Source organism: Mycobacterium cajalii, assembly GCF_045809005.2.
Lineage (GTDB): Bacteria > Actinomycetota > Actinomycetes > Mycobacteriales > Mycobacteriaceae > Mycobacterium.
On the sequence record NZ_CM141436.1, the window covers coordinates 4,160,993 to 4,185,342 of the forward strand.

General features: G+C 69.7%; 24 protein-coding genes. 9 read left to right on the forward strand and 15 right to left on the reverse strand.

Features of this window, described 5'->3' with window-relative positions; genetic code table 11:
- Window positions 1-38: 38 nt before the first annotated feature.
- A complete protein-coding gene (gene htpG / locus ACJ512_RS19820) occupies window positions 39-1,976 on the reverse strand; it encodes a molecular chaperone HtpG (protein ID WP_369738099.1) in 1,938 nt (645 codons plus the stop codon).
- A 139-nt stretch (window positions 1,977-2,115) separates the two neighbouring features.
- Between htpG and ACJ512_RS19825 the strand changes: the two genes are divergently transcribed.
- Complete coding sequence (locus ACJ512_RS19825; protein WP_369738098.1) at window positions 2,116-2,733, forward strand: TIGR03085 family metal-binding protein; 618 nt, start codon at window positions 2,116-2,118, stop codon at window positions 2,731-2,733.
- Window positions 2,734-2,743: 10 nt separating this feature from the next.
- On the opposite strand, the gene ACJ512_RS19830 is transcribed toward ACJ512_RS19825, so the two are convergent.
- From ACJ512_RS19830 to ACJ512_RS19840, 3 genes are all read right to left on the reverse strand, one after another.
- Window positions 2,744-4,288 (reverse strand): class I adenylate-forming enzyme family protein, encoded by a 1,545-nt coding sequence (locus ACJ512_RS19830; protein WP_407686426.1) that lies wholly within the window; start codon window positions 4,286-4,288, stop codon window positions 2,744-2,746.
- The gene (locus tag ACJ512_RS19835; RefSeq protein ID WP_369741525.1) at window positions 4,285-5,028 is read right to left on the reverse strand and encodes a thioesterase family protein; all 744 of its coding nucleotides are present in this window, start codon (window positions 5,026-5,028) and stop codon (window positions 4,285-4,287) included. The genes ACJ512_RS19830 and ACJ512_RS19835 overlap by 4 nt, the downstream gene beginning before the upstream one ends.
- Window positions 5,029-5,280: 252 nt before the next feature.
- Entirely contained in the window at window positions 5,281-5,994 is a 714-nt protein-coding gene (locus ACJ512_RS19840; protein ID WP_369738096.1) for a VIT1/CCC1 transporter family protein, read from the reverse strand.
- Window positions 5,995-6,474: 480 nt separating this feature from the next.
- Between ACJ512_RS19840 and ACJ512_RS19845 the strand changes: the two genes are divergently transcribed.
- Window positions 6,475-6,807 (forward strand): hypothetical protein, encoded by a 333-nt coding sequence (locus ACJ512_RS19845; protein WP_369738095.1) that lies wholly within the window; start codon window positions 6,475-6,477, stop codon window positions 6,805-6,807.
- Window positions 6,808-6,825: 18 nt separating this feature from the next.
- Here the strand turns inward: ACJ512_RS19845 and ACJ512_RS19850 are convergent, their stop codons facing one another.
- The 3 genes from ACJ512_RS19850 to ACJ512_RS19860 all read right to left on the reverse strand — a co-directional run bounded on the left by ACJ512_RS19850 (window position 6,826) and on the right by ACJ512_RS19860 (window position 8,901).
- Entirely contained in the window at window positions 6,826-7,461 is a 636-nt protein-coding gene (locus ACJ512_RS19850; protein WP_369738094.1) for a class I SAM-dependent methyltransferase, read from the reverse strand.
- A complete protein-coding gene (locus ACJ512_RS19855; protein ID WP_407686425.1) occupies window positions 7,458-8,390 on the reverse strand; it encodes a class I SAM-dependent methyltransferase in 933 nt (310 codons plus the stop codon). Before ACJ512_RS19855 ends, ACJ512_RS19850 begins: the two co-directional genes overlap by 4 nt.
- 208 nt (window positions 8,391-8,598) lie before the next feature.
- Complete coding sequence (locus tag ACJ512_RS19860) at window positions 8,599-8,901, reverse strand: hypothetical protein (RefSeq protein WP_407686424.1); 303 nt, start codon at window positions 8,899-8,901, stop codon at window positions 8,599-8,601.
- Window positions 8,902-9,140: 239 nt separating this feature from the next.
- Here ACJ512_RS19860 and ACJ512_RS19865 point away from each other — a divergent pair, with 239 nt between their 5' ends.
- Entirely contained in the window at window positions 9,141-10,322 is a 1,182-nt protein-coding gene (locus ACJ512_RS19865; protein WP_407686423.1) for an ATP-grasp domain-containing protein, read from the forward strand.
- Between the two features lie 22 nt (window positions 10,323-10,344).
- Here the strand turns inward: ACJ512_RS19865 and ACJ512_RS19870 are convergent, their stop codons facing one another.
- The 5 genes from ACJ512_RS19870 to ACJ512_RS19890 form a co-directional block, all read right to left on the reverse strand.
- On the reverse strand, window positions 10,345-11,223 hold the full coding sequence (locus tag ACJ512_RS19870) for an alpha/beta fold hydrolase (RefSeq protein ID WP_407686422.1): 879 nt from the start codon (window positions 11,221-11,223) through the stop codon (window positions 10,345-10,347).
- 78 nt (window positions 11,224-11,301) lie between these two features.
- The gene (locus ACJ512_RS19875; RefSeq protein WP_407686421.1) at window positions 11,302-11,706 is read right to left on the reverse strand and encodes a DUF732 domain-containing protein; all 405 of its coding nucleotides are present in this window, start codon (window positions 11,704-11,706) and stop codon (window positions 11,302-11,304) included.
- Between the two features lie 120 nt (window positions 11,707-11,826).
- Entirely contained in the window at window positions 11,827-12,780 is a 954-nt protein-coding gene (locus ACJ512_RS19880) for a lytic transglycosylase domain-containing protein (protein ID WP_407686420.1), read from the reverse strand.
- Between the two features lie 72 nt (window positions 12,781-12,852).
- Window positions 12,853-13,266 carry a DUF732 domain-containing protein gene (locus ACJ512_RS19885; protein WP_407686419.1) on the reverse strand — a complete coding sequence of 138 codons (414 nt, stop codon included), beginning with the start codon at window positions 13,264-13,266 and terminating at the stop codon, window positions 12,853-12,855.
- A gap of 117 nt (window positions 13,267-13,383) precedes the next feature.
- The gene (locus tag ACJ512_RS19890; protein WP_407686418.1) at window positions 13,384-15,264 is read right to left on the reverse strand and encodes a PE domain-containing protein; all 1,881 of its coding nucleotides are present in this window, start codon (window positions 15,262-15,264) and stop codon (window positions 13,384-13,386) included.
- Between the two features lie 360 nt (window positions 15,265-15,624).
- Here ACJ512_RS19890 and ACJ512_RS19895 point away from each other — a divergent pair, with 360 nt between their 5' ends.
- Genes ACJ512_RS19895 through ACJ512_RS19920 form a run of 6 tightly spaced genes read left to right on the forward strand, consistent with a single transcriptional unit; the run spans window position 15,625 to window position 21,153 of the window.
- Window positions 15,625-16,557: an SDR family oxidoreductase gene (locus ACJ512_RS19895; protein ID WP_407686417.1), complete on the forward strand. Its 933-nt coding sequence runs from the start codon at window positions 15,625-15,627 to the stop codon at window positions 16,555-16,557.
- The gene (locus ACJ512_RS19900; RefSeq protein ID WP_407686416.1) at window positions 16,554-17,357 is read left to right on the forward strand and encodes an acetoacetate decarboxylase family protein; all 804 of its coding nucleotides are present in this window, start codon (window positions 16,554-16,556) and stop codon (window positions 17,355-17,357) included. Before ACJ512_RS19895 ends, ACJ512_RS19900 begins: the two co-directional genes overlap by 4 nt.
- Before the next feature lie 3 nt (window positions 17,358-17,360).
- Entirely contained in the window at window positions 17,361-18,575 is a 1,215-nt protein-coding gene (locus ACJ512_RS19905; protein ID WP_407686415.1) for an amidohydrolase family protein, read from the forward strand.
- A gap of 16 nt (window positions 18,576-18,591) precedes the next feature.
- Window positions 18,592-19,860, forward strand: a complete 1,269-nt coding sequence (locus tag ACJ512_RS19910; RefSeq protein WP_407686414.1) for an amidohydrolase family protein — start codon at window positions 18,592-18,594, stop codon at window positions 19,858-19,860.
- 40 nt (window positions 19,861-19,900) lie between these two features.
- The gene (locus tag ACJ512_RS19915; RefSeq protein WP_407686413.1) at window positions 19,901-20,554 is read left to right on the forward strand and encodes a hypothetical protein; all 654 of its coding nucleotides are present in this window, start codon (window positions 19,901-19,903) and stop codon (window positions 20,552-20,554) included.
- A gap of 2 nt (window positions 20,555-20,556) precedes the next feature.
- On the forward strand, window positions 20,557-21,153 hold the full coding sequence (locus ACJ512_RS19920) for an RES family NAD+ phosphorylase (RefSeq protein WP_407686412.1): 597 nt from the start codon (window positions 20,557-20,559) through the stop codon (window positions 21,151-21,153).
- Between the two features lie 31 nt (window positions 21,154-21,184).
- On the opposite strand, the gene ACJ512_RS19925 is transcribed toward ACJ512_RS19920, so the two are convergent.
- From ACJ512_RS19925 to ACJ512_RS19935, 3 genes are all read right to left on the reverse strand, one after another.
- Window positions 21,185-22,255, reverse strand: coding sequence for a phosphotransferase (locus ACJ512_RS19925; RefSeq protein ID WP_407686411.1), 1,071 nt, complete (start codon window positions 22,253-22,255; stop codon window positions 21,185-21,187).
- Window positions 22,256-22,560: 305 nt separating this feature from the next.
- Window positions 22,561-23,352: an SDR family oxidoreductase gene (locus tag ACJ512_RS19930; RefSeq protein WP_407686410.1), complete on the reverse strand. Its 792-nt coding sequence runs from the start codon at window positions 23,350-23,352 to the stop codon at window positions 22,561-22,563.
- Between the two features lie 79 nt (window positions 23,353-23,431).
- The gene (locus ACJ512_RS19935) at window positions 23,432-24,337 is read right to left on the reverse strand and encodes a TPM domain-containing protein (RefSeq protein WP_407686409.1); all 906 of its coding nucleotides are present in this window, start codon (window positions 24,335-24,337) and stop codon (window positions 23,432-23,434) included.
- Between the last annotated feature and the right edge of the window lie 13 nt (window positions 24,338-24,350).

Sequence of the window (24,350 nt, forward strand, 5' to 3'; positions counted from 1 at the left end):
AATCACACCGATGTCCGTCGGCCCGTGAGATGCGCGTGCTACACGGTGCGGGCCAGGCGATCGGCGAGCAGCTCGGCGAACCGGGCCGGATCCTCCAGCGCACCGCCCTCGGCGAGAAGGGCTGTGCCGTAGAGCAGTTCGGCGGTCTCGGCCACCTCGGCGAGCGCGGCGTCGTCGCCGGCGTGGTCGTGGTGCGCCTGGCGCAGCCCGGTGACCAGCGGATGGTCCGGGTTGAGCTCCAGGATCCGTTTCCCGAGCGGAACGTCCTGTCCCGTGGCCCGGTAGAGGCGCGCCAGCGTCGGCGTGATCCCGAACGCGTCGGTGATCAGGCAGGCCGGCGACTGCGTCAGCCGGGTGGACAGGCGCACGTCCTTGACGTGGTCGCTCAGGGTCTCCTTGAGCCAGCCCAGCAGGTCGGCGAAGTCCTTCTGCTGCTCCTCGCGTTCGGCCTCGCTGATGTTCTCCTCGCTGTCGAGGTCGACCTCACCCTTGGCCACCGACTGCAGCGGCTTGCCGTCGTATTCGTCGACCACGCCCACCCACACTTCGTCGACCGGGTCGGTGAGCAGCAAAACCTCGTACCCCTTGGCCTTGAACGCCTCGAGGTGCGGTGACTTGGTGAGCTGCTGGCGCGTCTCGCCGGTGGCGTAGAAGATCTGCGTCTGGCCTTCCTTCATGCGCCCGACGTACTCGGCGAGCGTGGTGGCCTCGTCCTCGCTGTGGGTGGAGGCGAACGAGCTGACTTCCAGCAGCGTCTCCCGGTTGTCGGCGTCGGAGAGCAGGCCCTCCTTGATGGCCCGGCCGAACTGGTTCCACACGGTGCGGTAGTCATCCGGCCGCTCGGATTGCAGGTCCCTGATGGTGGAGAGGACCTTCTTGCTCAACCGGCGGCGGATCGCGTTGACCTGCCGGTCCTGCTGCAGGATTTCGCGGGAGACGTTGAGCGACATGTCTTGTGCGTCGACGACGCCCTTGACGAAGCGCAGGTAGTGCGGCAACAGCTGGTCGCAGTCACCCATGATGAACACGCGCTTGACGTAGAGCTGGATCCCGACGTGGGCGTCGCGGTCGAACAAATCGAACGGGGCGTGGGACGGGATGAACAGCAGCGCCTGGTATTCGAACGTGCCCTCCGCCTTCATCGCGATGACCTCGAGCGGGTCGTCCCAGGCGTGCGCGATGTGCTTGTAGAACTCCTTGTACTCCTCGTCGGAGACCTCGTCTTTGGGCCTGGCCCACAGCGCCTTCATCGAGTTCAGGGTCTCGATCTCGGTGGTGACGACCTCGTCGCCGCTGTCGTCCTCGGAGGGGGTGCGTCGCTGGACTTCCATCCGGATGGGCCAGGCGATGAAGTCGGAGTACTTCTTGACCAGGCCCCGCAGCCGCCAGTCCGAGGTGTAGTCGTGCAGCTCGTTCTCGGGGTCCTCGGGTTTGAGGTGCAGGGTGACCGCGGTGCCCTGGGGAGCAGCGTCGACGGCCTCGATGGTGTAGGTGCCCTCACCGCTGGATTCCCAGCGGGTGGCCTCGCTCTCGCCGGCCTTGCGTGTCAGCAGCTCGACCTTGTCGGCGACCATGAAGCTCGAGTAGAAACCGATCCCGAACTGTCCGATCAGTTCCTCGGACGCGGCCTCGTTCTTGGCCTCCCTGAGCTGCTGGCGCAACTCGGCGGTCCCCGACTTGGCCAGCGTCCCGATCAGGTCCACGACCTCGGCGCGGGTCATGCCGATGCCGTTGTCGCGGACCGTGAGGGTGCGGGCCTCCTTGTCCACCTCCAGCTCGATGTGCAGATCGGAGGTGTCGACGTCGAGGTCCTTGTTGCGGAAGGCTTCCAGCCGCAGCTTGTCCAGGGCATCGGAGGCGTTGGAGATCAGCTCCCGCAGGAACGAATCCTTGTTGGAGTAAACCGAGTGGATCATCAGATCCAGCAGCTGGCGGGCCTCGGCCTGGAACTCCATCTGCTCAACACGCGCGTTCATGAGACTCCGTTCGACGACATGACGCCTCAAACTTAGCGAGGCGCGCAGCGCTCGTGCCGGGGGGTTCGCTCAGCGCTGACAGGACTACTGTCGTGAGTCATCGACGCCGATCAGGCGCGGCCCTACCGAAGGAGAACCGGTGTCCGTAGCTCGACGCGAACGTGCCGCCCTCGTCGACACCCTGCGCGACGTGGGGCCCGATGCGCCCACCCTGTGCGAGGGCTGGAAGACGCGGGACCTGGCGGCCCATCTGGTCATCCGCGAGTACCGCCCCGACGCCGCGCCGGGAATCCTGATCCCGTTCTTCGCCTCGCACACCGCCAAGGTGCAGGACGAGGTGGCCGGGCGGGACTGGGCGGAGCTGCTGGACAAGGTGGCGTCCGGCCCGCCGCTGTACTCGCCGTTCAAGCTGCTCGACCCGGTGGCCAACGTCGCCGAGATGTTCATCCACCACGAGGACGTGCGCCGCGCGCAGCCGGACTGGGCGCCGCGCGTGCTCGAACAGAACCTGGTGGCCGCGCTGCGCCGCACGCTGCCGCTGATGGCCCGCCTCACGCTCGCCAAGCTCCCCGCCCGGGTCGCGTTGCGCACCTCGGAAGGCAAAACGGTGCTGACCGCCGGGCAAGGTCCCGCGGTCACGGTGACCGGGTTGCCCGAGGAGCTGCTGCTGTTCGCCGTCGGCCGTGCCGCCCGGGTGGAGTTCGACGGCGACGCGGCGGCGGTGCAGGCGGTGCGCGACGCGCCGAAGGGCTTGTAGCAGCCCGTCCTCAGCCGAACGCCTCGCGCAGCTCCTTCTTGACGACCTTCCCGAATTGGTTGCGCGGCAGGTGGTCGACGATGACGACCCGTTCCGGGCGCTTGTAGCGGCTCAGCCCGTGCGCGCGGCAGTGCTCCACCAGGCCCTCCAGCGTCACCGGGATCGACGGGGGGCCCGGCGCGGGCACCACCACGGCGCACACCCGCTCCCCGGTGCGCGGGTCGGGCACCCCGATCACGGCGACGTCGGCGACCGCGGGGTGGGTGGCCAGCGCATTCTCGACCTCGAGGGCCGAGATGTTCTCCGCGTTGCGGATGATCGCGTCCTTGATGCGCCCCGTCACCCGCACGTTGCCGTCGGCGTCGACGAGTCCGAGGTCGCCGGTGCGCAGCCAGCCCTGCCGGTCGAAGGCGTCGGCGTCCAGGGCGGGGTCGACGTAGCCGAGGAAGCATTGGGGTCCCTTGAGCCGCAGCTCCCCCTCTCCTCCGGCGGGCAGTTCGGTGCCGCCGCTGTCGACGACGCGGACGCTGACGCCCGGTACCGGCGGGCCGACGGTGTGGTCGAGCACCTCCGGCGCGGCGGTCAGCGACGGTGAGGTCGCGCAGGGGAACTCGGTCATCCCCCAGGCGTTGGCGACGCCGGCCACGCCGAACGTCTCGCGGACCCGGCGCCCCAGCTCGGCGGTGATGGGCGCACCGCCGGCCAGACAGCCGCGCAGCGACGGGAACAGCGGCCGGTCGGCGTTCGCCTCCTGGGCCTGCAGAAACGCCACGAAAAACGGGGTGGCGGTGCCCAGGAACGTCGGGTTGTGCGCCGCGACGGCCAGGGGTGTCGTGGCCGGATCGAACGCCTCGAACAGCGCCAACCGCATCCCGGTCGACAGGGCGGCGGCCAGCATCGCGGCGCCGCCGATGTGCGCGACCGGGAAGGCGATCGGGTCCACGTCGCCGCTGCCGGCGCCCACCATGCCCACCACGCCCGCCGAGCCGGCGATCACCGAGGCGTCGGTGTGCCGAATCCCTTTGGGGGCTGCGGTGGTTCCCGACGAGTAGTAGATCCAGCGGGTGTCGTCGCTGGCTTCCGGCGGCGGTGCCAGTGCCTCGGCGCCGGCCCGCGGCAGGCGCAGCTCATCGGCCGCCGGCGGTGCGGACAACTCGACGGTGACGACGTCGAACCCCTGTTCCCGCGCCAGCGCACGCGCCATCTCACCGTGCTGGAATCCGCGCCAAACCTCGGGTACGACAAGCACTTCGGTCCCCACCTGGCCGGTGATGAAGCCGACCTCACGTTCGCGCAGGATCGGGATGATCGGGTTCTGCACCGCCCCGAGCCGGGCCAGCGCGGCCATGACCACCATGGTCTCCAGCGTGGTGGGCAGCTGCCAGGACACCACGGTGCCCGGGCCGATCCCGCGGCGGGCGAGCGCGGCGGCCGTCGAGCAGGCGGCGTCGTGCAGGCGGCGGGCGGTGAGGCTGCGACCGTGCTCGTCGGCGAGCAGCGGGCGGTCCGATGCGCGCCGTGCCGCGTCGGCGATCAACGCCCAGAACGTGCTCATACCGCCGGCGGGGGCCGAAATCCGGAGTGTGCGATCGCGACCGAGACGGCGCTGCCGATCGGGCCGTGCGGGTCGACCAGGACAGCCGAGCCGGTGGCCACGCCCTGGTGGCTGGAATGGGTCAGCGAGGCCAGCCCGAGGTGGGGCCCTTCGGGCAGGCGGCTGAGGATGACGGTGTAGTCGGCGTTGATGAACTGCAGTCCGCTCGTGCCCCAGTTGGCGAGCGAGGCGGTGATGTCGCCGGCCATGGCCGCGCGGGTGAACGCCGTGAGCGGTTCGCCGTCGATCAACGACCGCGTTTCGTGTAGCCAGGTGTATTTCCGCCCCGGCTCGCGGGGCCAGTCCGGGTCGGGGTTCTGCACCTCCGAACCCCAGCCGTAGGTGCGCATGAACAGCGTCGACGGTGCGCCATCCGTCCCGAGCGGGACCGGCGGCATCTGCACTGGCTGGGACCACACGTCGCCGTCGGGTTGCGGGCCGCGCCGCAGGAACAGCGCACTCCCCCGCGCCACCGGGGAGCCGTCCTGGATGAGAACGGCCTCGACGAGCCGCAGCCGCTTGCGGTCGTGGTGGACACGGGTGTGCACCTCGAGCGGTTCCAGCGCGGTGGGCCGGGGCAGGTCGACGGTCAGCCGGGCGGGTTGCAGATGGGCGTCGTCGACCGCGCGTTCCGCGGCCCAGCCCAACAGGGCGCCGACGACGTGCCCGCTGATCGACGGCCCCCAGCCGCCGCGGGCCATTCTGGTTGGGAGGTAGAGGTTTCCGTCGCGGAAGAAGTACGGCGCCGACTCCGGCGAGTCGACATCGTCCGGCGCGGTCTTCGATTCGGTCACCGCGCGACCCTTCGCGGCAGCGGCAGCGGCACGTTCACGGGCTCCTCCTCGGTAAGCGGCAACTGTCGATATTACAGTTCCGCTTCCAGTCCGGCGGCCGCGGCACCGCTCAGCGCCAAACCCGCTATGACACAACGATATCGGACGCTTTCAGCGGCGTCAGGTGATCGCGGCGCCTACCAGATGACCGATCACGTACGTGGTGGCCAACGCCAGGCCGCCGCCGACGACGTTGCGCAGCACCGCCCGTCCCTTCGGGGCACCGCCCAGCCCGGCCGAGACAACCCCCGTCATCAGCAGGGCCAGCAGCACCGCGACGACGGTCACGGGGATTCTCCACGCGATCGGCGGCGCCAGGATGGCGACCAGCGGCAGCGTGGCGCCGACCGCGAACGACAGCGCCGAGGACGACGCCGCGTGCCACGGGTTGGTCAGCTCGTCGGGATCGATACCCAATTCGACCTCGGCGTGGGCGACGAGCGGATTGTGGTCGGTGAGCTCCTCGGCCACGGTGCGCGCGGTCGCCGGCGACAGCCCCTTGGCCTCGTACAGCGCGGCGAGTTCGTCCAATTCGGCGGCCGGGTCGTCGCGCAGCTCGCGGCGCTCCTTGGTCAACAACGCCTGCTCGGTGTCGCGCTGGGTGCTGACCGATACGTATTCGCCCAGCGCCATCGACACCGCCCCCGCCACCAGCCCGGCGACCCCGGCCGTCAGGATCGGACCGCGTTCCACCGTCGCGGCCGCGACACCGACCACGATGCCGGCCGTGGAGACGATTCCGTCGTTGGCGCCCAGGACTCCGGCGCGCAGCCAGTTCAGCTTCGACGACACCGAACCGACATGGGGCTCTGCGGGGTGCGACGTATCGGGCACGGCGGAACAATATACGCCGAAAACCTAGCCGAACAGCAAAGATAGCCTTGCCAAAGGTTTTTCGGGCGGACCGCCAGCTACACCGACGTGCGCCCGGTACGGCCTGGTCCGCGCGCGTTCGCATGCCTCGATAAGCATTCTGCGCCTTGCCGCGGGACAGACCCCGGGGTGCAGCGGGAACAGCACCCGGGCACGGCGCAGCTAATCCATAGCCGCCCTGCCTGACGTTCGGTGTGCCGGGGAGTTCTCGAGGAATTCACCGGCGGAGGCGGTGAACACCGGTGTTCCGGTTGTTTTGGGGTGTGGGTCGCGCTGTAGCCGAACGGCATTCACCATGGTGACTTTGGACCCTCGGGTTTGAGGCCCTTCGCCACGCCGTCGCCGTGCCCTGTGGCACTCGTCGGCGAGGTCTCGGTAGCGAAACATTGTGGTCACGGTTTGGGTTCCGCCAGCCGGAGTCTCGACCGGACAGGAGAAGCGATGGCCACCCACATTGGGCTCCCGATGCACAGCCACGCTGCACGCATGGCCGTGTACGCCGGCGCGCTGACGACCGCCACCCTGTCGGGCATCTGCGCCCTGGCCGCGCTCGCCGCCGGGACGCCTTTCGAGTTCGGGGTCGCGTTGGCGCTGTGCGGCGCCGGGTGGGTCGTCGCCGACTTCGTCGGGTGGACGGCAGAGCACAACCGGGAGCGTGCGGCACGCCGACGGGCGGTCCCGGCCCCACGAATCCACGGCTACCGGCCCTCGCGTGTCGTGGTTGTCGGCGGGCAACTTTCCCGCCCCGCCCCGCGGGACAAGCTCGCCGCCTGACGCACGGCGCCGGCCGCCTCAGCTCTTGGTGCCGACGGTGATCAGGTCGGAGATGACCCGCATCCATACCGGTCGCCGGATACGGTGCTGATCGCTGATGGTGAACCCGGCGTTCTCGAACATCGTCCGCATCTCGGCCGGCGACGCGTTGTGCTGTGGTTTCCACCTGTTCGCCGCCGGCACCTGCAGCAGCGGCTGCCGCGTGCTCAGCGCCGCCACGGCCACCAGTCCGCCGGGCGCCAGCACACGATGGAACTCACGCAACGCAGCGGGTTGGTCGAAGAAGTGAAAGGCCGAGGTCGTCACGACGGCGTCGAGCGCCCCGTCGTCGAAGGGCAGCTGCTCGGCCGGCCCGCGCAGCCACCGCACGCGGCTCGACCTGGCGCGGGCCTGGGCCAGCATGCCGTCGGACATGTCCACCCCGAAAATCCGCTCCGGATGCAGTTCGCGCTCGATGCGATCACTGAGAATACCCGTACCACAAGCGATGTCGGCGATCTCTTGCGCGCCATGGGCGCGCAACTGAGCGATCACCTCGTCGTGGGGGGGCCGGTAGACCCACTGCTGCAGGAAGGGCAGGTCGTAGACCGGGGCGAGGAAGCTCCACATGCGGGTGACCGCGTCGTTGAGCCCCCGGCGTTGCGCGGACGTCATTTGCTCAGCGTGGCGCTGTAGTAGACGGTGTCGGCCAGCGACACCGAGTCGTTGCCCTGCGGGATCGCGGCAAGACCGTTGTCGGCCAGCAACTGACTCATCGGCGCCCCGGCCGTCCGCCATCCCAGGTCCTCCAGGTAGGCGGCGACGTCGGAGCGCTCCCCCTCGAAGCCGAGATCGGAGAACTCGAAGTCGAAGCCGTGGTCGCGCCACTTGGCGGTGACCCTGCGCATCATCTCCCGGGCCCGCTCGTGGTCCACCTGCGACATGTTCGGCACCGCCTCGCAGGCCAGCCGGCTGCCGTCCGCGCTCAGCGCGGTGATGTCGTCCAACAGCCGGTCCTGCGCCGCCGGCGGCAGGTAGCCGAAGAGGCCTTCGGCTATCCAGGCCGTGGGCCGGTTGCGGTCCAGGCCGGCATCCAGCAGGGCGTTGGGCCAGTCCTGCCGCAAATCGATTGCCACCGTGCGCAATTCGGCCTGCGGTGTGGCGCCCAGCGCCGCCAGGGTGGTGGCCTTGAACTCGATCACCTGCGGCTGGTCGATTTCGAACACCGTCATGTCGGCCGGCCATTCCATGCGGTAGGCCCGCGCGTCGAGGCCCGACGCCAGGATCACGGCCTGGCGGATGCCGGCCCGCGCCGCTTCCTGGAAGAACGAGTCGAAAAAGCGTGTCCGGGCGGCCATCGCGTCGGGCATGTGCGAGAGCTTCCAGGTGGACTCGTCGTCGTCGATGTCGGCGGCGGCGAGCTCGCCCCCGGCCCAGCGCGTGAAGAAGTCCACGCCGACGGCACGGACCAGCGGTTCGGCGAACGGGTCCTGGATCACGGGGTGATCGGTCTTGCTGGCGATCGCCCGTGCCGCCGCGACCATGGTGGCCGTCGCGCCCACGCTGGTGGCCAGATTCCAGGTGTCGTTGTCTGTGCGTGGCATGCGCCTGTTCCCCCAACGTCGGATCCGGAGCTTTATTTAGCCACTATAACGACTCAGGGGGCGGCGGAGTTCCACAGCGCGGCCCCGACGGGCTTGCGGGGGCGTCCGGTCGAGCGCTCCGAGCCTGCGCCCACGGCGTCGAGCCTGCGTCCGGCGCGCGATTCTGCGGCGATCTACGCGCTCAGTGCAGTTTCGGCCGGCACGGGGTCTAGCGGGGGCCCGGACCCCCAGGCCCACCGGGTCCCCCGGGACCGCCGGGGCCACCCGGTCCGCCCGGCCCGCCGGGACCGCCCGGCCCGCCGGGTCCGTTCGCGACCGGCAGCCAGAACACGCATTGGTTCAGGTTGGGGCTCCAGACCCAGCCCGGGGCGCAATCCGGCGGATCGGCCCGGGCGATCGCCGGGGCGGCGAGACCGCTCACCGGCAGGCCCAGCACGACCGCGAAGGCAACTGGCGCGCAAACGCGCAGTACCCGCCTGGGCGCAAACCGCGCCGCGATCGCCTCGCTCATGTCGTTTCTCCTCGCAGCAGCAAAAGCTGGGCGGAAACGATTGTGCCTGCCTCGGCCCGCACGTGTCGCCATTTCCGGGACAAAGTTCGGCGCCGCCTCCGCGGCGTGCCCGGCCGGGGCTTCGTCCTCTCCGGCGATGACCGGGCGGCCGGGCCGGCCACCCGGAGTCGGCATGGGCGGTGGGCCGGCTCGCCGACGGATGATTCGGCGAAGCAGGTGGCGGGTATTCCCCGCAAGCGATGGCTGCAACTGCGAAAACCGTGTTGATCACGTTCGGTCGGTCGTTTTTGGCCCTCCAGCTGGCCCGACTGATGGGCGCCGCGGGGCACACGGTGCTGATCTCGGACTCGGTGCCCTTTCCCATCACCCGGTACTCCTCGCACGTCACGAAGACGTTCCGCACGCCGCGGCCGAGGTACGAACCGGTCGGGTGGACGCGGGCGCTGGCGCGCATCGTCCGCGAGGAGTGCGTGGACCTGGTCGTGCCGGTCCACGAGGGGACCGAGATCTTGGCAAACACGATCAAGCAACACCCCGACCTGTTCCCCGACAGCTGCACGCTGTTCCTCTCCGAATTCGATGTCGAGGCCCGCCTGGAGAACAAGTACGAATTCCAGGCCGCGCTCAAGAAGCTGGGCATACCGACTCTCGACTTCGCGCTGGTCCACAACCAGGGCGAGCTCGAGGCGCTGGATTTCGACAAGCCGTTCGCGCTCAAGCCGGTCTATTCGCGCGGCTCGCAGCAGGTCCACAAGGTCGTGCCGGGGCAGTTCCCCAGCGGCCTGAGGTTCGACGCGGACAACCCATGGATCGCCCAGGAGTGGGCGAAGGGCACCAACTATTGCTCGTATTCGGTGTGCCGCGACGGCCAGGTGAAAGCGCACGCCGCCTACCCGGTGCGCTACGCGATCGACGGCACCTCCTGCCTGACGTTCGAGTCCGTCCGGCACGAGGGCATCGCCGCATGGGTGCGCGAATGCGCCGAGGCGTTCAATTTCACCGGGCAGATCGCGTTGGACTTCATCGAGGTGCCGGGCCGGGGGCTGTTCACGGTGGAATGCAATCCTCGGGCGACCAGCGGCATTCTGCTGTTCGACCCGGAAACGCGTTTGGACAGGGCGTTTTTCGGCCTGAACGACGAGGTCATCGTGCCGCTGCCCGGCGCCAGCAAGATGCTGGGCCCGGGCATGCTGATGTACGGGTGGCGCAAGTCGTCGCTACCGGACAACAGTTTCCGCGGATTCCTGCGCGATTTCCTGCGTACCGACGGGGTCATCTTCAAGCGTCACGATCCCCGGCCGGTGCTGGCGTTGCCGTTGGCTTTCGGAACCATCCTCGCCGAGGCCGCCCGCTATCGCGTGAACATCCCGGAGGCGTTCATGCACGACCACGAGTGGGACGGCAGCGCGCTGCCGCCGTGAAATCCGTGGTTTCGCGGGGGGATCAACCGCCGCGTTGTGCGCGGCAGAATGCGGTGATGCGCGCCACACTGTCCCCGGGGCCGGTGAAGATGCCGCCGTGGCCCGCGCCGTCGATCCGTGCGAACTCGGCGGCGGGGATCCGGCGAGTCGACGCCTCGCAGAGGTCCGGCGGAAAGAACAGGTCGTGTTCGAACGCCAGGACGAGGGTGGGCACGCCGATCGCCGCGAGCTGTTCGGCCAGGGGTTCGCCGGCGGTGATCCACTCCTGGGATGCCGCCAGCTGTCCGGCGAATCCGTCCGGCCCGGCCCAGCCGCTGTCGTAGCCGGCCGACAGCACCTGCTGCCAACCCGTCACCGTCGCCGGATCCTGCAACATCGGTGTGTGCAGGGTGGTCAGTAGCTGCTCGAAAACCAGTACCTCGCGCGGTACCTCGCCGTAGCGCTCGATCAGGCCCAGTTCCATCTCCCCGACGATCGCGCTCACCGGCGAGGGCTGCAGCCCGGCGAACAAGACCAGCGCATCCACCAATTCGGGCCGGGTGCGCAGCAGCATCTGCGCGGTGTAACAGCCCATCGAGTAGCCGACGACCGTGGCCCGTCCGATTTGGAAGTGGTCGAGGATGGCGGCGGCGTCGCGGGCCAGGCCGGCCACCGAATACGGCGCGGGCGGTGCGGACGAGGGCGACATCCCGCGCGCGTCGTATGCGATCACCTGGAATCCCGCATCCAGCAGGGACTGTGGCAGTCCGCAGATGTCCCACGTGATGCTGGGCATGCCGAGACCGCCGACCAGCAGCACGGCCGGGCCTTCGCCGATCCGTTTCACCGCCAGTTCGACGCCCGGTTCGGCGGTGACGAACTCCAGACCGTCGTCCGGCGCGCTGGCCGTGGCATCGCTCATTGGTGCAACTCTAACAACGGTGCCGCCGGAAGGCTGCGCCGCTGCACTAGCGAAGCCGCGCAGCGCTTTTCGCGTGGCTCACGGCAGAGGTTGCTTCGCGAACTGGTCCTTGATCTTGGGGACCAGCTCAGGTGCATAGACGAAGATCGCCGCCTCGACCTCCCACTCGGCCTGATCCGCGGTCATCGACGTGTTGTCGGTCACCTGCTGCACGAGAGCTTTCGCGGTTCCGAACGGGTCTGCGGAGTTGCGCACCTGATCGGCGAACCACCGCCCCTCGGCGACCATGTTGCAGTCGTTGGCTTCGGATCCGTGGATCATGTTCTTCTGGGCCAGCAGGTTGATGTACTGCTCATCCTCGGCGGTCAGCGTGCATTCCGCCGCCGCCCGTGGCGCGGCCAGAACGCAATGACCCAGCATGGCGGCCACCACGGCGACGGCGGCAGCCCATACCGGTAGTCGACGCCTGAGCGAAAGTGTCATTGCCGGATCGCCTTTGGTGGGAGAAAGTTACTTCTTACCACGTAACCCAAGCGGCGTGGTCCACATGCAGCTAGTGCCGAAAGTCATCCCGCCTGACAGCCGACCGGCCTGTGCGCGGCGCTACTGCGGGTGGGTCGCCAGGTAATCGCCGACCGGGATCGGTGCCGTCGCGGCATACCCGATGGGCAGCAGCACGTCGCCGGCGGTGGTGGCGTAGTAGACGTTCCAGCGGTAGTAGCCGGCGAACGCGGCGGGGTCGGCTGCGAGCACCCCGGCGTACTGCTCGACCGCCCGCACGTACTGCGGCGAGTGGTTGTACCGGTACAGGGCGCGATCGGCGTCGGCGGCGAAACCGTTGGCGGCCAGGTAACGACCCGCCGCCATGATGCTGTCGCGAGGTGAGCCGATATCGCCGCCCTCGCCGTAGGAGGCGAACGTCGACGGCAGGAACTGCATGGGACCCCGGGCGCCGGCGGTGCTGTCCCCGACGATGCTGCCGAAGCGCGTCTCGATCATGTTGATCGCGGCGAGGTAGCTCCAGCCGACGCCCGACTGCGACTCCGCCTCGTGGTAGTCGCCGAGCAGCTCGTCGGCCGGTGCCGGAGGTTCGATGCGCCAGGCGGGCAGCGTGTCCTTGGCGTGTGTCATCGCGTTGAGTTGCCGGCGGGCGTCGACGTTGCGGTCGTAGGCGTCCAGCAGCCACGGCGGAATCCGCGGCCGGGCGATCGCGTCCCAGTCGGGGTGCCGGGCGATGGCCCGGTAGGCCGACTGCTGCCGGTGCGCCGCGGTCTGCAGCGCCGGCTCCGCCGTGGCCGGGTCACGCAGCGCGCCCTCGTCGGCGACGAGATCGTCGGCCAGCTGGGCGGGCCCGGACGTCTGCTGCGCACCGTCGGGTGGGTCCGGATCGGCGGCGATCGCCGTGGTCGACGCCAGCGCCGCGGCGGGCACTTTCGTCGCGGGCGCGACGACGCTCCGCGGCGCCGCCGACGGGACGGTGGACCCGGCGCACCCGGCCAGCACGGCCAGCACGGCGCCCAGCGCCACCGGAGCAGCGGATGCACGCGTACGACTCACTTTGTCACTTCCGTCGAGAGGGCCGGCCCTTAGTGAGTCTTTCCCATCGCCTGGCCCTACATCAACGGGTAATCACGCGGGCTGCTGCTGCGCGGCTTCACCCTTGATCTTCGGGATCGTCTGCGGCGCGTACGTGTAGATCGCGGACTCGACCTTCCACTCCGCCTGTTTCGCCGTCATCTCCGTCCTGTTGCTCACCAGCTGCACCAGGGAGTTGGCCTTGTCGAACGGGTCGGGTGCGTTGCGCACCTGATCGGCGAGCCAACGCCCCTCAGCTGTGATGTCGCAGTCGCTGTAGTTGGCCGGGTGGACGATCTTGTCCTGAGCCAGCAAGTCGATGTAGCGATCGTCGGCGCCGGTCAGGGTGCACCCGGCGGATGCCTGCGGCGCGGCGAACACCTGGCCCGTCATCGCCATGACCAGTCCGGCGCCGGCACCGCACAGCGCCAACAATCTGCTGCGCGGCCGCGTACGTCTCGTTGTCATCTGGAACCCCCTCCGCGTGGAAACGTCGTCTGCTTTCCAAGGCGCGCCTAGGGACGGGTACCGCAAGCAGCTGGCTTCGCAAACACGAGCACCGCAAACAGCAGGTGAACAACCGCGTCAGGCGACCGCGACCGCGCTCGGTTCGCTGCCGACCGTGATGGTGCCCGTGACCTGGTCGGTGACGGGGTTGATCACCGACACGCTGTTGCCGCCGACGTTGGTGACGTAGACGGCGCTGCCGATGTGGTTGACCGCGACGCCGTTCGGGAAGCTGCCGACCGGGATGGTGGCGGTGACGGCGTTGGTGGTCGGGTCGATCACCAACAGGGCGCCACTGCCGGCGTAGTCGGTGACGTAGACGGCGCCACCGGTGGGGTTGACCGCCACGCCGTAGGGCGTGCCGCCGACGGAGGAGGTGACCACGGTGTTGGTGGTGGGGTTGATCGCCGACAGGCTGCCGCCACTCTCGTTGCCGACGTAGACGGCGCCGCCGGTGGGGCCGACCGCTATCCCGTTCGGGGCGCTGCCGACGGCGACGGTGCTGTAGGAGGAGTTGAGGAGACCTCCGGAGCCGGAGCTGAACACCGACACGGTGTTGCCGCCGGGGTTGGTGGCGTAGACGACGCCGGTAGCGGGATTGACCGCCACTCCGGTCGGGTCGCCGGTGACCGTGACCACGTCGGCGACCTGGTTGGTGGCGGCGTCGATCACCGCCACGTTGGGGCCCGCAAAGGTGTAGGAGCCCCTGAGGCCGGTCGGATCGGTTACGTAGACGGCGTTGCCGCCGGGGCTGACCGCCACCCCGCTCGGACTGCTGCCGACCGCGACGGTCGCCGTCACGGTCTGGGTGGCCGTGTCGATCACCGAGACGCTGCCGCTGCCGGCGTTGGTGACGTACACGGTGCTGCCGCTGGGGTTCGCCGCGACCGCGCTGGGATCGGTGCCGACCGCAATCGTGGCGATGACCTTGTCCGTGGCGGGGTCGATCACCGACACCGAGTTGCCGAAGGCGTTGGTGACGTATACGTCCCCGGCCCCGCGGGTTCCGCCGGCCCCACCGGCACCCCCGGCGCCCCCGGCGAAGCCGCTGGGTCCGCCGCCGGCTCCGCCGGCGCCGCCACCCAGGCCCGCGGAGCCGTTGCCGCTGATGCCGCCGGTGCCGCCATTACCTCCGAGGCCGCCGTGACCGCCCGAACCGAACAGCAAGCCGCCGTCGCCGCCGGACCCGCCGGCACCGCCGAAACCGGCGGAACCGCCGGGCATGCCCCCCGTGCCGATGATGCCGGCCCCGCCGTCGCCGCCGCTGCCACCGTTGCCGCCGTAGCCCAACAGCCATCCGCCGCAGCCGCCGATGCCGCCGTTGCCGCCGGTGAGGCCCAGGGCGCCGAATCCGCCGTTGCCGCCGGTACCGCCGTTGCCGATCAGCCAGCCGCCGTGTCCGCCGGCCCCGCCCGCCGCACCGGCGCCGCCGTTGCCGCCGTTGCCTCCGTTGCCGAACAAGATCCCGCCCGCGCCCCCGTGACCGCCGGCTTGGCCGAACGCGCCCGAGCCGCCGTTGCCTCCGTTGCCGAACAAGATCCCGCCCGCGCCCCCGGCGGCGCCGGTGCCCGGCGCCGCGTTCGCGCCGTTGCCGATCAGCGGGCGCCCCAGCAGCGTCTCGGTGGGCGCGTTGACCGCGGCGAGAACGTCCCGGCCCAACGTCTGCAACGGGGCGGCGTTCGCGGTCTCCGCGGCCGCATACCGGCCCGCACTCGAGTCGACGAGCTGCACAAACCGCGCGTGAAACGCCGCCGCCCGGGCGCTGAGAGCCTGATATTGCCGGCCGTACTCACCGAACACCGCGGCCACCGCCGCCGAAACCTCGTCGCCACCCGCGGCCACCAGCCCGGTGGTCGGGGCCGCCGCGGCCGTCGTGGCCTCGCTGACCATCGATCCGATGTCGGCCATATCCGCCGACGCGCTCACCAACAGCTCCGGCGCCACCAGCACGGCGGTCATCGCACATCCTCCATTTGGCTCCATTTGGCATCCGGGGGTGAAAAGCTTTTTCCCGCCCGGGGATTCGTCGGGGGATCATCACGCTACACAGGGTTGAGCGGGATGGCGGTCGGTTCCGGCGTGTCCCGACGGGGCCACTTGCCCGCGAATATTTGCTCGGTATCGGCGCCGGCGCGGGTCCGGCGGGCGTCCGACGAGTTCCCGGACCGGGGATTACCCCGCGCCTGCCGATGGCACCCAAGACGCTTGTGCGGCAACGGATCAGTTAGCTCGAGGGCATCGAGATCCGGTTATGCGCGACAAATATTGATGACACGAACCTCTTGAGGCGATACGCGCGCGCGTGTGACGATTGCCACAATGAGGGACCTTCAGGGCAAAGTGGCGGTCGTGACCGGTGGGGCCGGAGGCATCGGCCGCGCCATGGGCCGGCGCTTCGGCCTGGAGGGGATGAAGGTGGTGCTCGCCGACGTCCTCGCCGAACCGCTCGACGAGGCGACCCGGGCGCTGGCAGACGAGGGCATCGAGGCGGCCGGGGTGGTCACCGACGTGACGGACTACTCGTCGGTCGAGTCGCTGGCCAAGGAGACGCTCTCCCGCTTCGGCGCGGTGCACGTGGTGTGCAACAACGCCGGCACCGGCGGGGTCTCCGAGGGCTACATGTGGGAACACGACCTGGCCGACTGGCGCTGGGGCATCGACGTGAACGTGCTGGGCGTCATCCACGGCATCAAGGCCTTCGTGCCGCTGCTGCTCGAGCAGGGCGAGGGGCACGTCGTCAACACCTGCTCGGGCAACGGCGGATTCGCGCCTATCGCCCGCGGGGCCCTGGGCGGCCCGGCGATGGCGGTCTACCCGATGACCAAGGCCGCGGTGCTGTGCCTGACCGAGAGCCTCTACACCCATCTGGAGATGACCGGGACGCGGGTGCGGGCGCATGTGCTGTTTCCGGGCGGCTTCTTGAACACCGGCATCTGGGAGTCGTGGCGGCACCGCCCGGAGCGCTACGCCGCGACCCAGGAACGCCGCACACCCGAGCAGAGCCTGGCCGACGTCGTGGCCCGCTTCGAGTCCGCCGGCGCCCGGGTGGAGTTCACCCCGCTCGACACGGTCGCCGACCAGGTGGTGGAAGGCATCCGGGCGGACCGTTTCTGGATGATGGGCCCGCCCACCCCCGCCGACGAGGTGGTGAGCCGCAAGGCGGCCTCGATCCTCGCCAGGGGCGAGCCCGACTACCTGGTCGACGTCCTCGGCCGGAACGCCGGGACGCAACCCGAAGGAGCAACCCGTTGAGCACCAACGCAGTTCGCTACGGCCCCCGCCCACCCGAGACGCAGGTCGACCACGAGATCGACGCCACCAAGGCGCCCATCGCCACCGAGGCGGTGACCGTCACCTACCTCACCGATCCCGAGATCGTCGCGGCCGTGCTGCCAAGGCCGCTGGAGCCGGCGGGCGAACCGTTGGTGCAGCTGCAGCTGCAGCGGGTCCGGATCGAGGGCAGGCCGCCGTTCGGGTCGGCGGTGTTCTCGGTGACGGCCCGGCACGGCGAGCGCGAGGGCGACTACCCGCTGTTCATGCCGCAGTCCACCGAGCAGTCGGTGACGGGCGGCCGTGAAACCTTCGGTGAGCCAAAGAAACTGGCGAATATCGCGGTGGAGCGCGACGGCGACGCCGTCGCCGCGACCGTTGACCGGCTGGGCTATCAGCTCTTCAGCGTGACCGGCCGGGTCACCGGCCCGGCGGAGTTGCCGCCCGACCAGATGAACACCGAGTTCTACTTCAAGTTCCTGCGCGCCCCCGACGGCAGCGGCATCACCGACCCCCACCTGGTCTACGGCGAGTACCACCGGCACTACGAGCTGCTGGAGAACGTCGACGGCACCCTCGAACTGGGTGAGTCGCCGCTGGATCCGGTGGCCGACATCGTGATCCGCCGGCTCAGGTCGATCACCTGGTGCCGCCGGCGCACCGTCCAGGTGGGGCGGATCGCCGAGCGGGTACCCGCCGAGTGGCTGCTGCCGTATGTGCATCAGCGTTACGACGACGTGGCTTTGTTGGCGGCCCCGGCCCCCGAACCGGTGCGGGCCTAGCCGATGGACCGGTACCCGGTCATCTCGGCTGACTGCCACGCCGGCGCCGACCTGCTCGACTACCGCGGCTACCTCGACCCGCAGTACCGGGACGAGTTCGACGTCTGGGCGGAAAGCTACGTCAACCCGTTCGCCGACCTCGCCGAGGCCGACGCCGAGCACAACTGGAACAGCGCGCGGCGCAACGCCGAGCTGGACTCCGAAGGCGTTGCGGGCGAAGTCCTTTACCCGAACACGGTGCCGCCGTTCTTTCCCCAGTCGAACCTGGCCGCTCCCCCACCGCAGACCGCCGGGGAGCTCGAGCTGCGCTGGGCCGGTCTGCGCGCGCACAACCGTTGGCTGGCCGACTTCTGCTCGCTGTCGCCCGAGCGGCGCGCCGGGGTGGGCCAGATTCTGCTCGGCGACCTCGACGAGGCCGTCGCCGAGGTGGCACAGATCGCCAAGCTGGGGTTGCGCGGCGGTGTGCTGCTGCCCGGCGTCGTCCCCGGCACCGGTATCGCCCCGCTCTACGCCGAGCACTGGGAGCCGCTGTGGGCGGCGTGCGCGGAGGCCGGCCTGGTGGTCAACCATCACGGCGGCAACGCCGGGCCGAGCCCGATCGACGGGTGGGGCAGCTCGTTGGCGGTGTGGGTGTACGAGACGCATTGGTGGGCGCACCGGGCGCTGTGGCACCTGATCTTCAGCGGAGCGCTGGACCGCCACCCGGACCTCACCGTGGTGTTCACCGAGCAGGGCGCCGGGTGGATACCGGCCACCCTCGACTCGCTCGACGTGGCCGCGGCGCGCTACGGGCGGGCGGACTCGGCGATCGCCCGGTTCGCCGGCCCCGACGCCGGCTCGCTGCCGCTGAAGCCCAGCCAGTACTGGGACCGCCAGTGTTACGTCGGCGCCAGCTTCCTGCGCCCGGTCGAGTGCGCCGAGCGGCACCGGATCGGCGTCGACCGGATCATGTGGGGAAGCGACTACCCGCACCTGGAGGGCACCGCTCCCTACACCCGAGAAGCGTTGCGCCACACCTTCAGCGGTGTTCCCGCCGACGAGGTGGGGGCCATGGTCGGCGGTAATGCCGCGGCGGTCTACGGCTTCGACCTGCACGCGCTCGCGCCGCTGGTCGACCGGATCGGCCCGACCGTGGCCGAGGTCGCCGAGCCGCTGGCCGCCGTGCCCGCCGGCGCGAGCAGCACCGTGTTCGAGCCCGACCCGATCCGCGCCTGGTAGCGAAAGGACTTGCCCCGTGGAGCCTTACATCATCATCTCCGCCGACTGTCATGCCGAGCTGCCGACCGAGCAGTACCGCGAGTACGTCGACCCCGAATACCGGGACGACTTCGAGGCCTACCTGGCCGAGAAGGCCGCCGCGGCGCAGGTCGGCGGGTTCATCGACGAGGAGTTCGCGCAAACGTGGTTCTCCGAGCACGGCGACGGCATCGCCGGCGGCTGGGACGTGGGCCTGCGCGACAAGGAACTTGACGGTGACGGGGTGGTGGGCGAGGTCATCTTCCCCGACGCCGACGCCGTGACCGGGGTCGCCGGGGCCCCGTTCGGCGCCGGCCTGGGCCAGTCCGGCGAGCTCGACCCGGGGCGGGCCATGGCCGGGGCGCGGGCCCACAACCGCTGGCTGGCCGACCTGTGCAGCCACAGCCCCGAGCGCCGCGCCGGGGTCGCGGTCGTGCCGATACTGGCCGACGTCGACGCGGCGGTCGCCGAGATCACCCGGGCCGCGGAATCGGGTCTGCGGGGCGGGATCCTGATCCCGGCGCGCTGGGCCGGCTACCCGCCCTACCACGACCGCCGCTACGACAAGGTCTGGGCCGCCTGCCAGGACCTGCAGATGCCGGTGCACACCCACTCCGGCCCGGCGCCGCGGGAGGAGTACGGCGAGCACCTGGGCATCTACATCACCGAGGTGCGGTGGTGGGGGGCCCGGCCGCTGTGGTTCGCGTTGTGGTCGGGGGTGTTCGAGCGCTTCCCCCGGCTGCGGTGGGGGGTCACGGAGTGCGGCGCGTTCTGGGCCAACGACCTGCTGTGGCTGATGGACACGCGGTATCTGCGCGAGCACTCGGCCAAGAAGATGAGCCGGGCGATGGAGGGCGATTTGACGATGCCGCCCTCGGCCTACTTCGACCGCAACTGCTTCATCGGGGCCACCACCACCGAACGCCGCGAGCTGGCGCGGCGCTACGAGATCGGCGTGTCGAACATGCTGTGGGGCAACGACTTCCCACATCCGGAGGGCACCTGGCCGCACACCGGCGACTGGCTGCGGCGTTCGTTCTGGGACATCCCCGTCGAGGAGACCCGTCAGATGCTGGGCCTGGCGGCGGCCGAGGTGTACAACTTCGACCTGGGCGCCCTGGCGCCCCTGGCCGCGCGGATCGGCCCGACGCCGGAGGACCTGGGCCAGGACGACGCGGTGAGCATCCCCAAGTGGGAGGCGGCGCGCCGGACCGGGCGCCACTGGCTCACCGGCGCGGAGCCCCTGCCCGACCTCGTGGAGAACTGAGGACGCGCCTCATGGCGTAACCGTGTCGTACACTGGCGACATGGGTACGACAGACCGCGGGCTTCGCGCCCTCCTCGACCGGGTCACCGAAGCGACCAAGCTGTTGCAGCGGTCCACGACGGTTCCGCAGGAGGTCGGCGAGCTCATCGACGACTTCGAGGCCACGCTGGGCGCCGCGACGCCGTTGCGCCTGGAAGCCGACCCATATCTCACGACGACCCTGTGGGCGGCGGCGTTTCGAGCGGAGAAGGCACTGCGCCATGACAACGCCGAAGACCGGCGGCGGGATCTTCGCATCGCCCTCGAGCAATTCCGCCACGCGTTGCGCGACATCACCGAGAATCGGCCCTACAGCGATACCGCTCCCGTCGGTGAGGTGCTCGCCCGGACTGTCGACACCCTCGCCGCTCCGCAAAAGACCCTGGCAGACCTGCTCGGGGTTTCCGTCCGCCAGCTTCAGCGCTGGCTGGCCGCGGACGGCTCGGCACCGGCGGCCGATGATGCCGCACGCATCCGCGTGGTCGGGCAAGTCGTCAACCAACTGCGCCACTCGTTCACGGGTCCGGGAGTGGTCGCCTGGTTCTACCGGAAGCATCCGGTGCTCGGCCGGCGTCCGATCGAGTTGCTCGATGACCCCTTGTGCTATCCGCGGATCCTCGACGCCGCGACGGCCGCCCGCGCCATGACGGCATGAGAGTGACGGCATTCCGGCACGCGTCGTACGACTCGCCATGGTGGGCGTTCCCCAGCACACAGGCCGGCCGTTTCCACCGCGCCAGAAGCGACACCGTCCAGTATCTGAGCCTGCATCCGCTCGGCCCTGCCGCCGAGATGCTTCGCCACAATGTGGGCCCGGGCGGCGATCCCGACGACGTCGTCTTGAATTTGTGGGCGGCGGTGGTCGACGTCGACGACGTTACACGGGTCGACTTCGATGACTGCACCCGCTACGGGCTGACTGCCGATCAGCTCGTCGGCGACGATTACACTCTCACACAGCAATTGGCTGATCTCGTTCGAAACAGCGGAGCAACCGCGATGCAGGTGCCGTCTGCGGCCCTGCCCGGAACCGACAACCTGATCTTGTTCGGCGCGCGAGTTCTGAATCCCTTCCTGGGTGAACCACTCACACCCGAGGAGATTCCGACCGGGCATCTATCGGACGGAGCGCGTTCTCCGCAGGAGGTGGCGCGGCACGTCCGGTGGTTCGGCACTCCGCACAGGGCCGCCGAACAGTGGAAAGCCACCGGCACCTACGAGCCGTTCGACGATCCGATCGCTACGCGCTGGTGAGCGGGTTGCGCCGCCGCTCGTCGTCGCAGCCTCAAGCCTCCGCCAGCCGTTGCGCCAGAGCCCATGCCAGCTGCGCCAGTCCGCGGTAACGGTCGCGGACCTCCGTGGTGCCGGCCCGGGAGTCGGATGCGTTGCCGTCGAGCCCGCGCCGCCAGACGCCGGCGGTGATGGAGGCCAGGCGGAACAAAGAGAACACGATGAAGGCGTCGAGCGAGCGGGGTGGCTCCCGGCCGGCATGCCGACAGTAGCTCGCGACGAACGCATGCTCGTCTGGGATGCCGGTGCCGGTCAGGTCCTCACCCGCCACACCACTCGTGCCGGTGGAGCCCGGCGGAAGGTGATAGGTCAGGCAGGTGTAGCCGAGGTCGGCCAACGGATGGCCGATGGTCGAGAGCTCCCAGTCCAGCACCGCAACGATCCGGGGCTCGGTCGGATGGATCAGGACGTTGCCCACGCGGTAGTCGCCGTGCGCGATACAGGCCGGTTCGTCGTCCGGTGGCAGGTGTTCGGGTAGCCATTGCGCCAACAGGTCCATCGCGGGCATGTCCTCCACGCGCGCGGCCTGCCACTGCCTGGTCCACAACGCCACCTGGCGTTGCAGGTAGCCCTCCGGCCTGCCGAACCCCTCGAGCCCGGCCGCGCGCCAATCCACCCGGTGCAGCGCCGCGAGGACGCGTGCGAGGTCCTCGTAGATCGCCGCACGATGTTCTGGGAAACTCTCCGGCAGGGCCGGATCGGTGAAGATGCGTCCGGGGACGTAATCCATGACGAAAAAGGTTGTGCCGATGACGGATTCGTCGTCGCACAACAGCCGCATGCGGGGCACCGGCACATCGGTGTCCCGCAACGCCGACATGACACGGTATTCGCGCTCCACCTCATGCGCCCGGGGCAGTAGCTTGCCCGGCGGCTTCTTGCGCAGGACGTACTCGCCACCGGCGGTTTGCAGGTGAAACGTCGGGTTGCTCTGTCCGCCCTGAAACTGGCGAACCGTCAGTTGCCCGTCGAAGCCGGGCAGTTGTCCGCGCAGGTGCCGCGCGAGAGCGGCCTCGTCGAAGCGGTGCGCCGGTAGCACCGGCACCAGTTCTGCCACACCGTCCATCGGTGCAACGTTACTTGCGCGCTGTGCCGCTTCAGGGCGATCGCCGTCTGCGGCTTGTTCGGGCAGCCTGAACGCGCTGCCGACATCTCAACCGGAGCAGCAACCACCGTCGGTGGGCTGCAAAACCCAGCAGGAGCGGATCGAACGATGTCTTTGCGATGCCTCCAATGTCGCACACGGCGGCGCCGAGCGCCCGCGACACCCCGACGAAGCTGACCTACTTTCCCGATCCGATGCCCAAGCCGGCGCACCGCTCGAGTTCGTCACCGATCACGTCGACGAAGAGCAGGGTGCAGGTCCCGCCGTCAGAATTCCGCGCGTCCGGTCAGCCAGCTGCCTCCGTCGACGACGATGACCGCGCCGGTGATGTAGGACGCGGCGTCGCTGGCCAAGAACAGCACGGTCTGGGCGACCTCGGTCGTCGAGCCCAGCCGGCGCAACGGGTTGGAGTCCGTCGGGAACTTGTCGTCTCCGCCGGTGATGCGTTGCACGCCTTCGGTGCCCGCCATCCCGCCGGGGGCGACGACGTTGACCCGGACGCCGGCGGGCCCCCACTCGATGGCACACGTCCGGGTCAGGGCGTCGATGCCCGCCTTGGCCGAGACGACATGCGCCTGCATCGCCATTCCCCGATACTGGGTGGCGGCGGTGATGTTGACCACCGCGCCGCCGTGGTCGCGCAGCCACCGCTCGTAGGCCGCTTTGGACGCGTTGAACGTTCCGCGCAGGTCGATGTCGACCACCGCTTTGAAGCCGTTGGGACTCAGATCCGAGACCAGAGCCGGAAAGTTACCCGCGGCGTTGTTGACCAGGATGTCCAGGCTTCCGAACCGCGCGATCACGGAGTCCACCACCTCGGCCACGGCCTCGAACTCACGCACGTCGCACACGCCGTACATGGCGTCGATGCCGTCGTCGCGCAAAACCTGCAGCGCGGATTGGAGATTCGCCTCCTTTCTGCTGCACAGGGCGACTCGAGCGCCATGGCGGCCGAGGACGCGGCAGGTCTCCAGTCCGAGCCCCGTGGCGCCCCCGGTGACGAGGGCGACCTTGCCGTCGAGCAGATCGGACCGAAAGGCACTGCGCCTTGTTTTCATCGTCGTTTACTCCAATCGCTCGAACGTCATGGGCGCACCGGCGGTCGGCTCGAATCCCCGACCCGAGCGACGGTTGACGTCACCTGGAGCTGGCGCCTCGACGTCGTCGCGTGCGCTGCGTCGCCTGCACGTCGGCGTTGGCCAGGGTTTGCGCCTGAGCGGCCAGCGTCGACGCGCGGTTGGCATGGGCGATCACCTCGCCGTCGTTGCCCGGCTGCGCGCCGTGCGCCGCCGCCAATTCCCGTCGCGCCTCGTCGAACCGGGCTTTGGCCTCGGCGCCGATGCTCTGGCGATGCCGGGCGACGTAGTCGGAGATCTGGCGCAATCTGGCGTCCGCGACGGACAGCGCCTGCGGCAACGAATCGGTGCGCCCTTCGATGCCGACGTGCCCGCCGCCGGGGTCGTGTTGGGGCGCGCCGCGGCGGCGGCGCCTGCGATAGGGCACGAGGATCACCACGGCCACGGCGATGATCACGACGACCGCGATGACGACGATCGCGGTCGTCAGCCAGCTCCGGTGCGGCGGGCTTGCCGACGGGCCCAACCCGTCCGCCGCGGCGAGCGCGGCGCCGCTCCAGTCCTTGGCGGCCACCGCGGGCCCGATTTTGTTGGCCTGCAGGCTGTTCGACTCCGCCGACGTCAGGCTCGGCGCGCTGAACGCGTACAGCTTGGTGTTGGTGGCGACGGCCAGCAGCGCGTCGTGATCGCCCATCGCGCTGGCGCTGCGGGTGCGGTCGGCCCAGTTCTCGGGCTTGTACCGGGAGAAGTTGTCGACGTAGACCACCCACAGTCGAATGTGGCGGTCGCGGTAGAGCCGGTCGATCGCCGAACTGACCGCGGCCCGACCCGCACTCGTCAACGCCCCGGTGGTGTCGGTGATGTGGTCGGTGAGCGGGGCCGGCGGCTGCGCGCCGGCGGGGGTTGCCAGCGACAACCCCGCCGTCAGGATCGTCAGGACCGCAGCGAACAGGCGAACCAGGCGCATACGGGTAATCTAG

Excerpts from the sequence above, each read along its gene's own strand:
- ACJ512_RS19935 (WP_407686409.1), bottom strand. The coding sequence starts at position 24,337 with ATGCGCCTGGTTCGCCTGTTCGCTGCGGTCCTGACGATCCTGACGGCG.
- ACJ512_RS19870 (WP_407686422.1), bottom strand. The coding sequence starts at position 11,223 with ATGAGCGATGCCACGGCCAGCGCGCCGGACGACGGTCTGGAGTTCGTC.
- ACJ512_RS19865 (WP_407686423.1), top strand. The coding sequence starts at position 9,141 with ATGGCTGCAACTGCGAAAACCGTGTTGATCACGTTCGGTCGGTCGTTT.
- ACJ512_RS19860 (WP_407686424.1), bottom strand. The coding sequence starts at position 8,901 with ATGAGCGAGGCGATCGCGGCGCGGTTTGCGCCCAGGCGGGTACTGCGC.
- htpG (WP_369738099.1), bottom strand. The coding sequence starts at position 1,976 with ATGAACGCGCGTGTTGAGCAGATGGAGTTCCAGGCCGAGGCCCGCCAG.
- ACJ512_RS19830 (WP_407686426.1), bottom strand. The coding sequence starts at position 4,288 with ATGAGCACGTTCTGGGCGTTGATCGCCGACGCGGCACGGCGCGCATCG.
- ACJ512_RS19835 (WP_369741525.1), bottom strand. The coding sequence starts at position 5,028 with ATGGCCCGCGGCGGCTGGGGGCCGTCGATCAGCGGGCACGTCGTCGGC.
- ACJ512_RS19845 (WP_369738095.1), top strand. The coding sequence starts at position 6,475 with ATGGCCACCCACATTGGGCTCCCGATGCACAGCCACGCTGCACGCATG.
- ACJ512_RS19850 (WP_369738094.1), bottom strand. The coding sequence starts at position 7,461 with ATGACGTCCGCGCAACGCCGGGGGCTCAACGACGCGGTCACCCGCATG.
- ACJ512_RS19930 (WP_407686410.1), bottom strand. The coding sequence starts at position 23,352 with ATGAAAACAAGGCGCAGTGCCTTTCGGTCCGATCTGCTCGACGGCAAG.
- ACJ512_RS19875 (WP_407686421.1), bottom strand. The coding sequence starts at position 11,706 with ATGACACTTTCGCTCAGGCGTCGACTACCGGTATGGGCTGCCGCCGTC.
- ACJ512_RS19895 (WP_407686417.1), top strand. The coding sequence starts at position 15,625 with ATGAGGGACCTTCAGGGCAAAGTGGCGGTCGTGACCGGTGGGGCCGGA.
- ACJ512_RS19855 (WP_407686425.1), bottom strand. The coding sequence starts at position 8,390 with ATGCCACGCACAGACAACGACACCTGGAATCTGGCCACCAGCGTGGGC.
- ACJ512_RS19890 (WP_407686418.1), bottom strand. The coding sequence starts at position 15,264 with ATGACCGCCGTGCTGGTGGCGCCGGAGCTGTTGGTGAGCGCGTCGGCG.
- ACJ512_RS19925 (WP_407686411.1), bottom strand. The coding sequence starts at position 22,255 with ATGGACGGTGTGGCAGAACTGGTGCCGGTGCTACCGGCGCACCGCTTC.
- ACJ512_RS19915 (WP_407686413.1), top strand. The coding sequence starts at position 19,901 with ATGGGTACGACAGACCGCGGGCTTCGCGCCCTCCTCGACCGGGTCACC.
- ACJ512_RS19885 (WP_407686419.1), bottom strand. The coding sequence starts at position 13,266 with ATGACAACGAGACGTACGCGGCCGCGCAGCAGATTGTTGGCGCTGTGC.
- ACJ512_RS19905 (WP_407686415.1), top strand. The coding sequence starts at position 17,361 with ATGGACCGGTACCCGGTCATCTCGGCTGACTGCCACGCCGGCGCCGAC.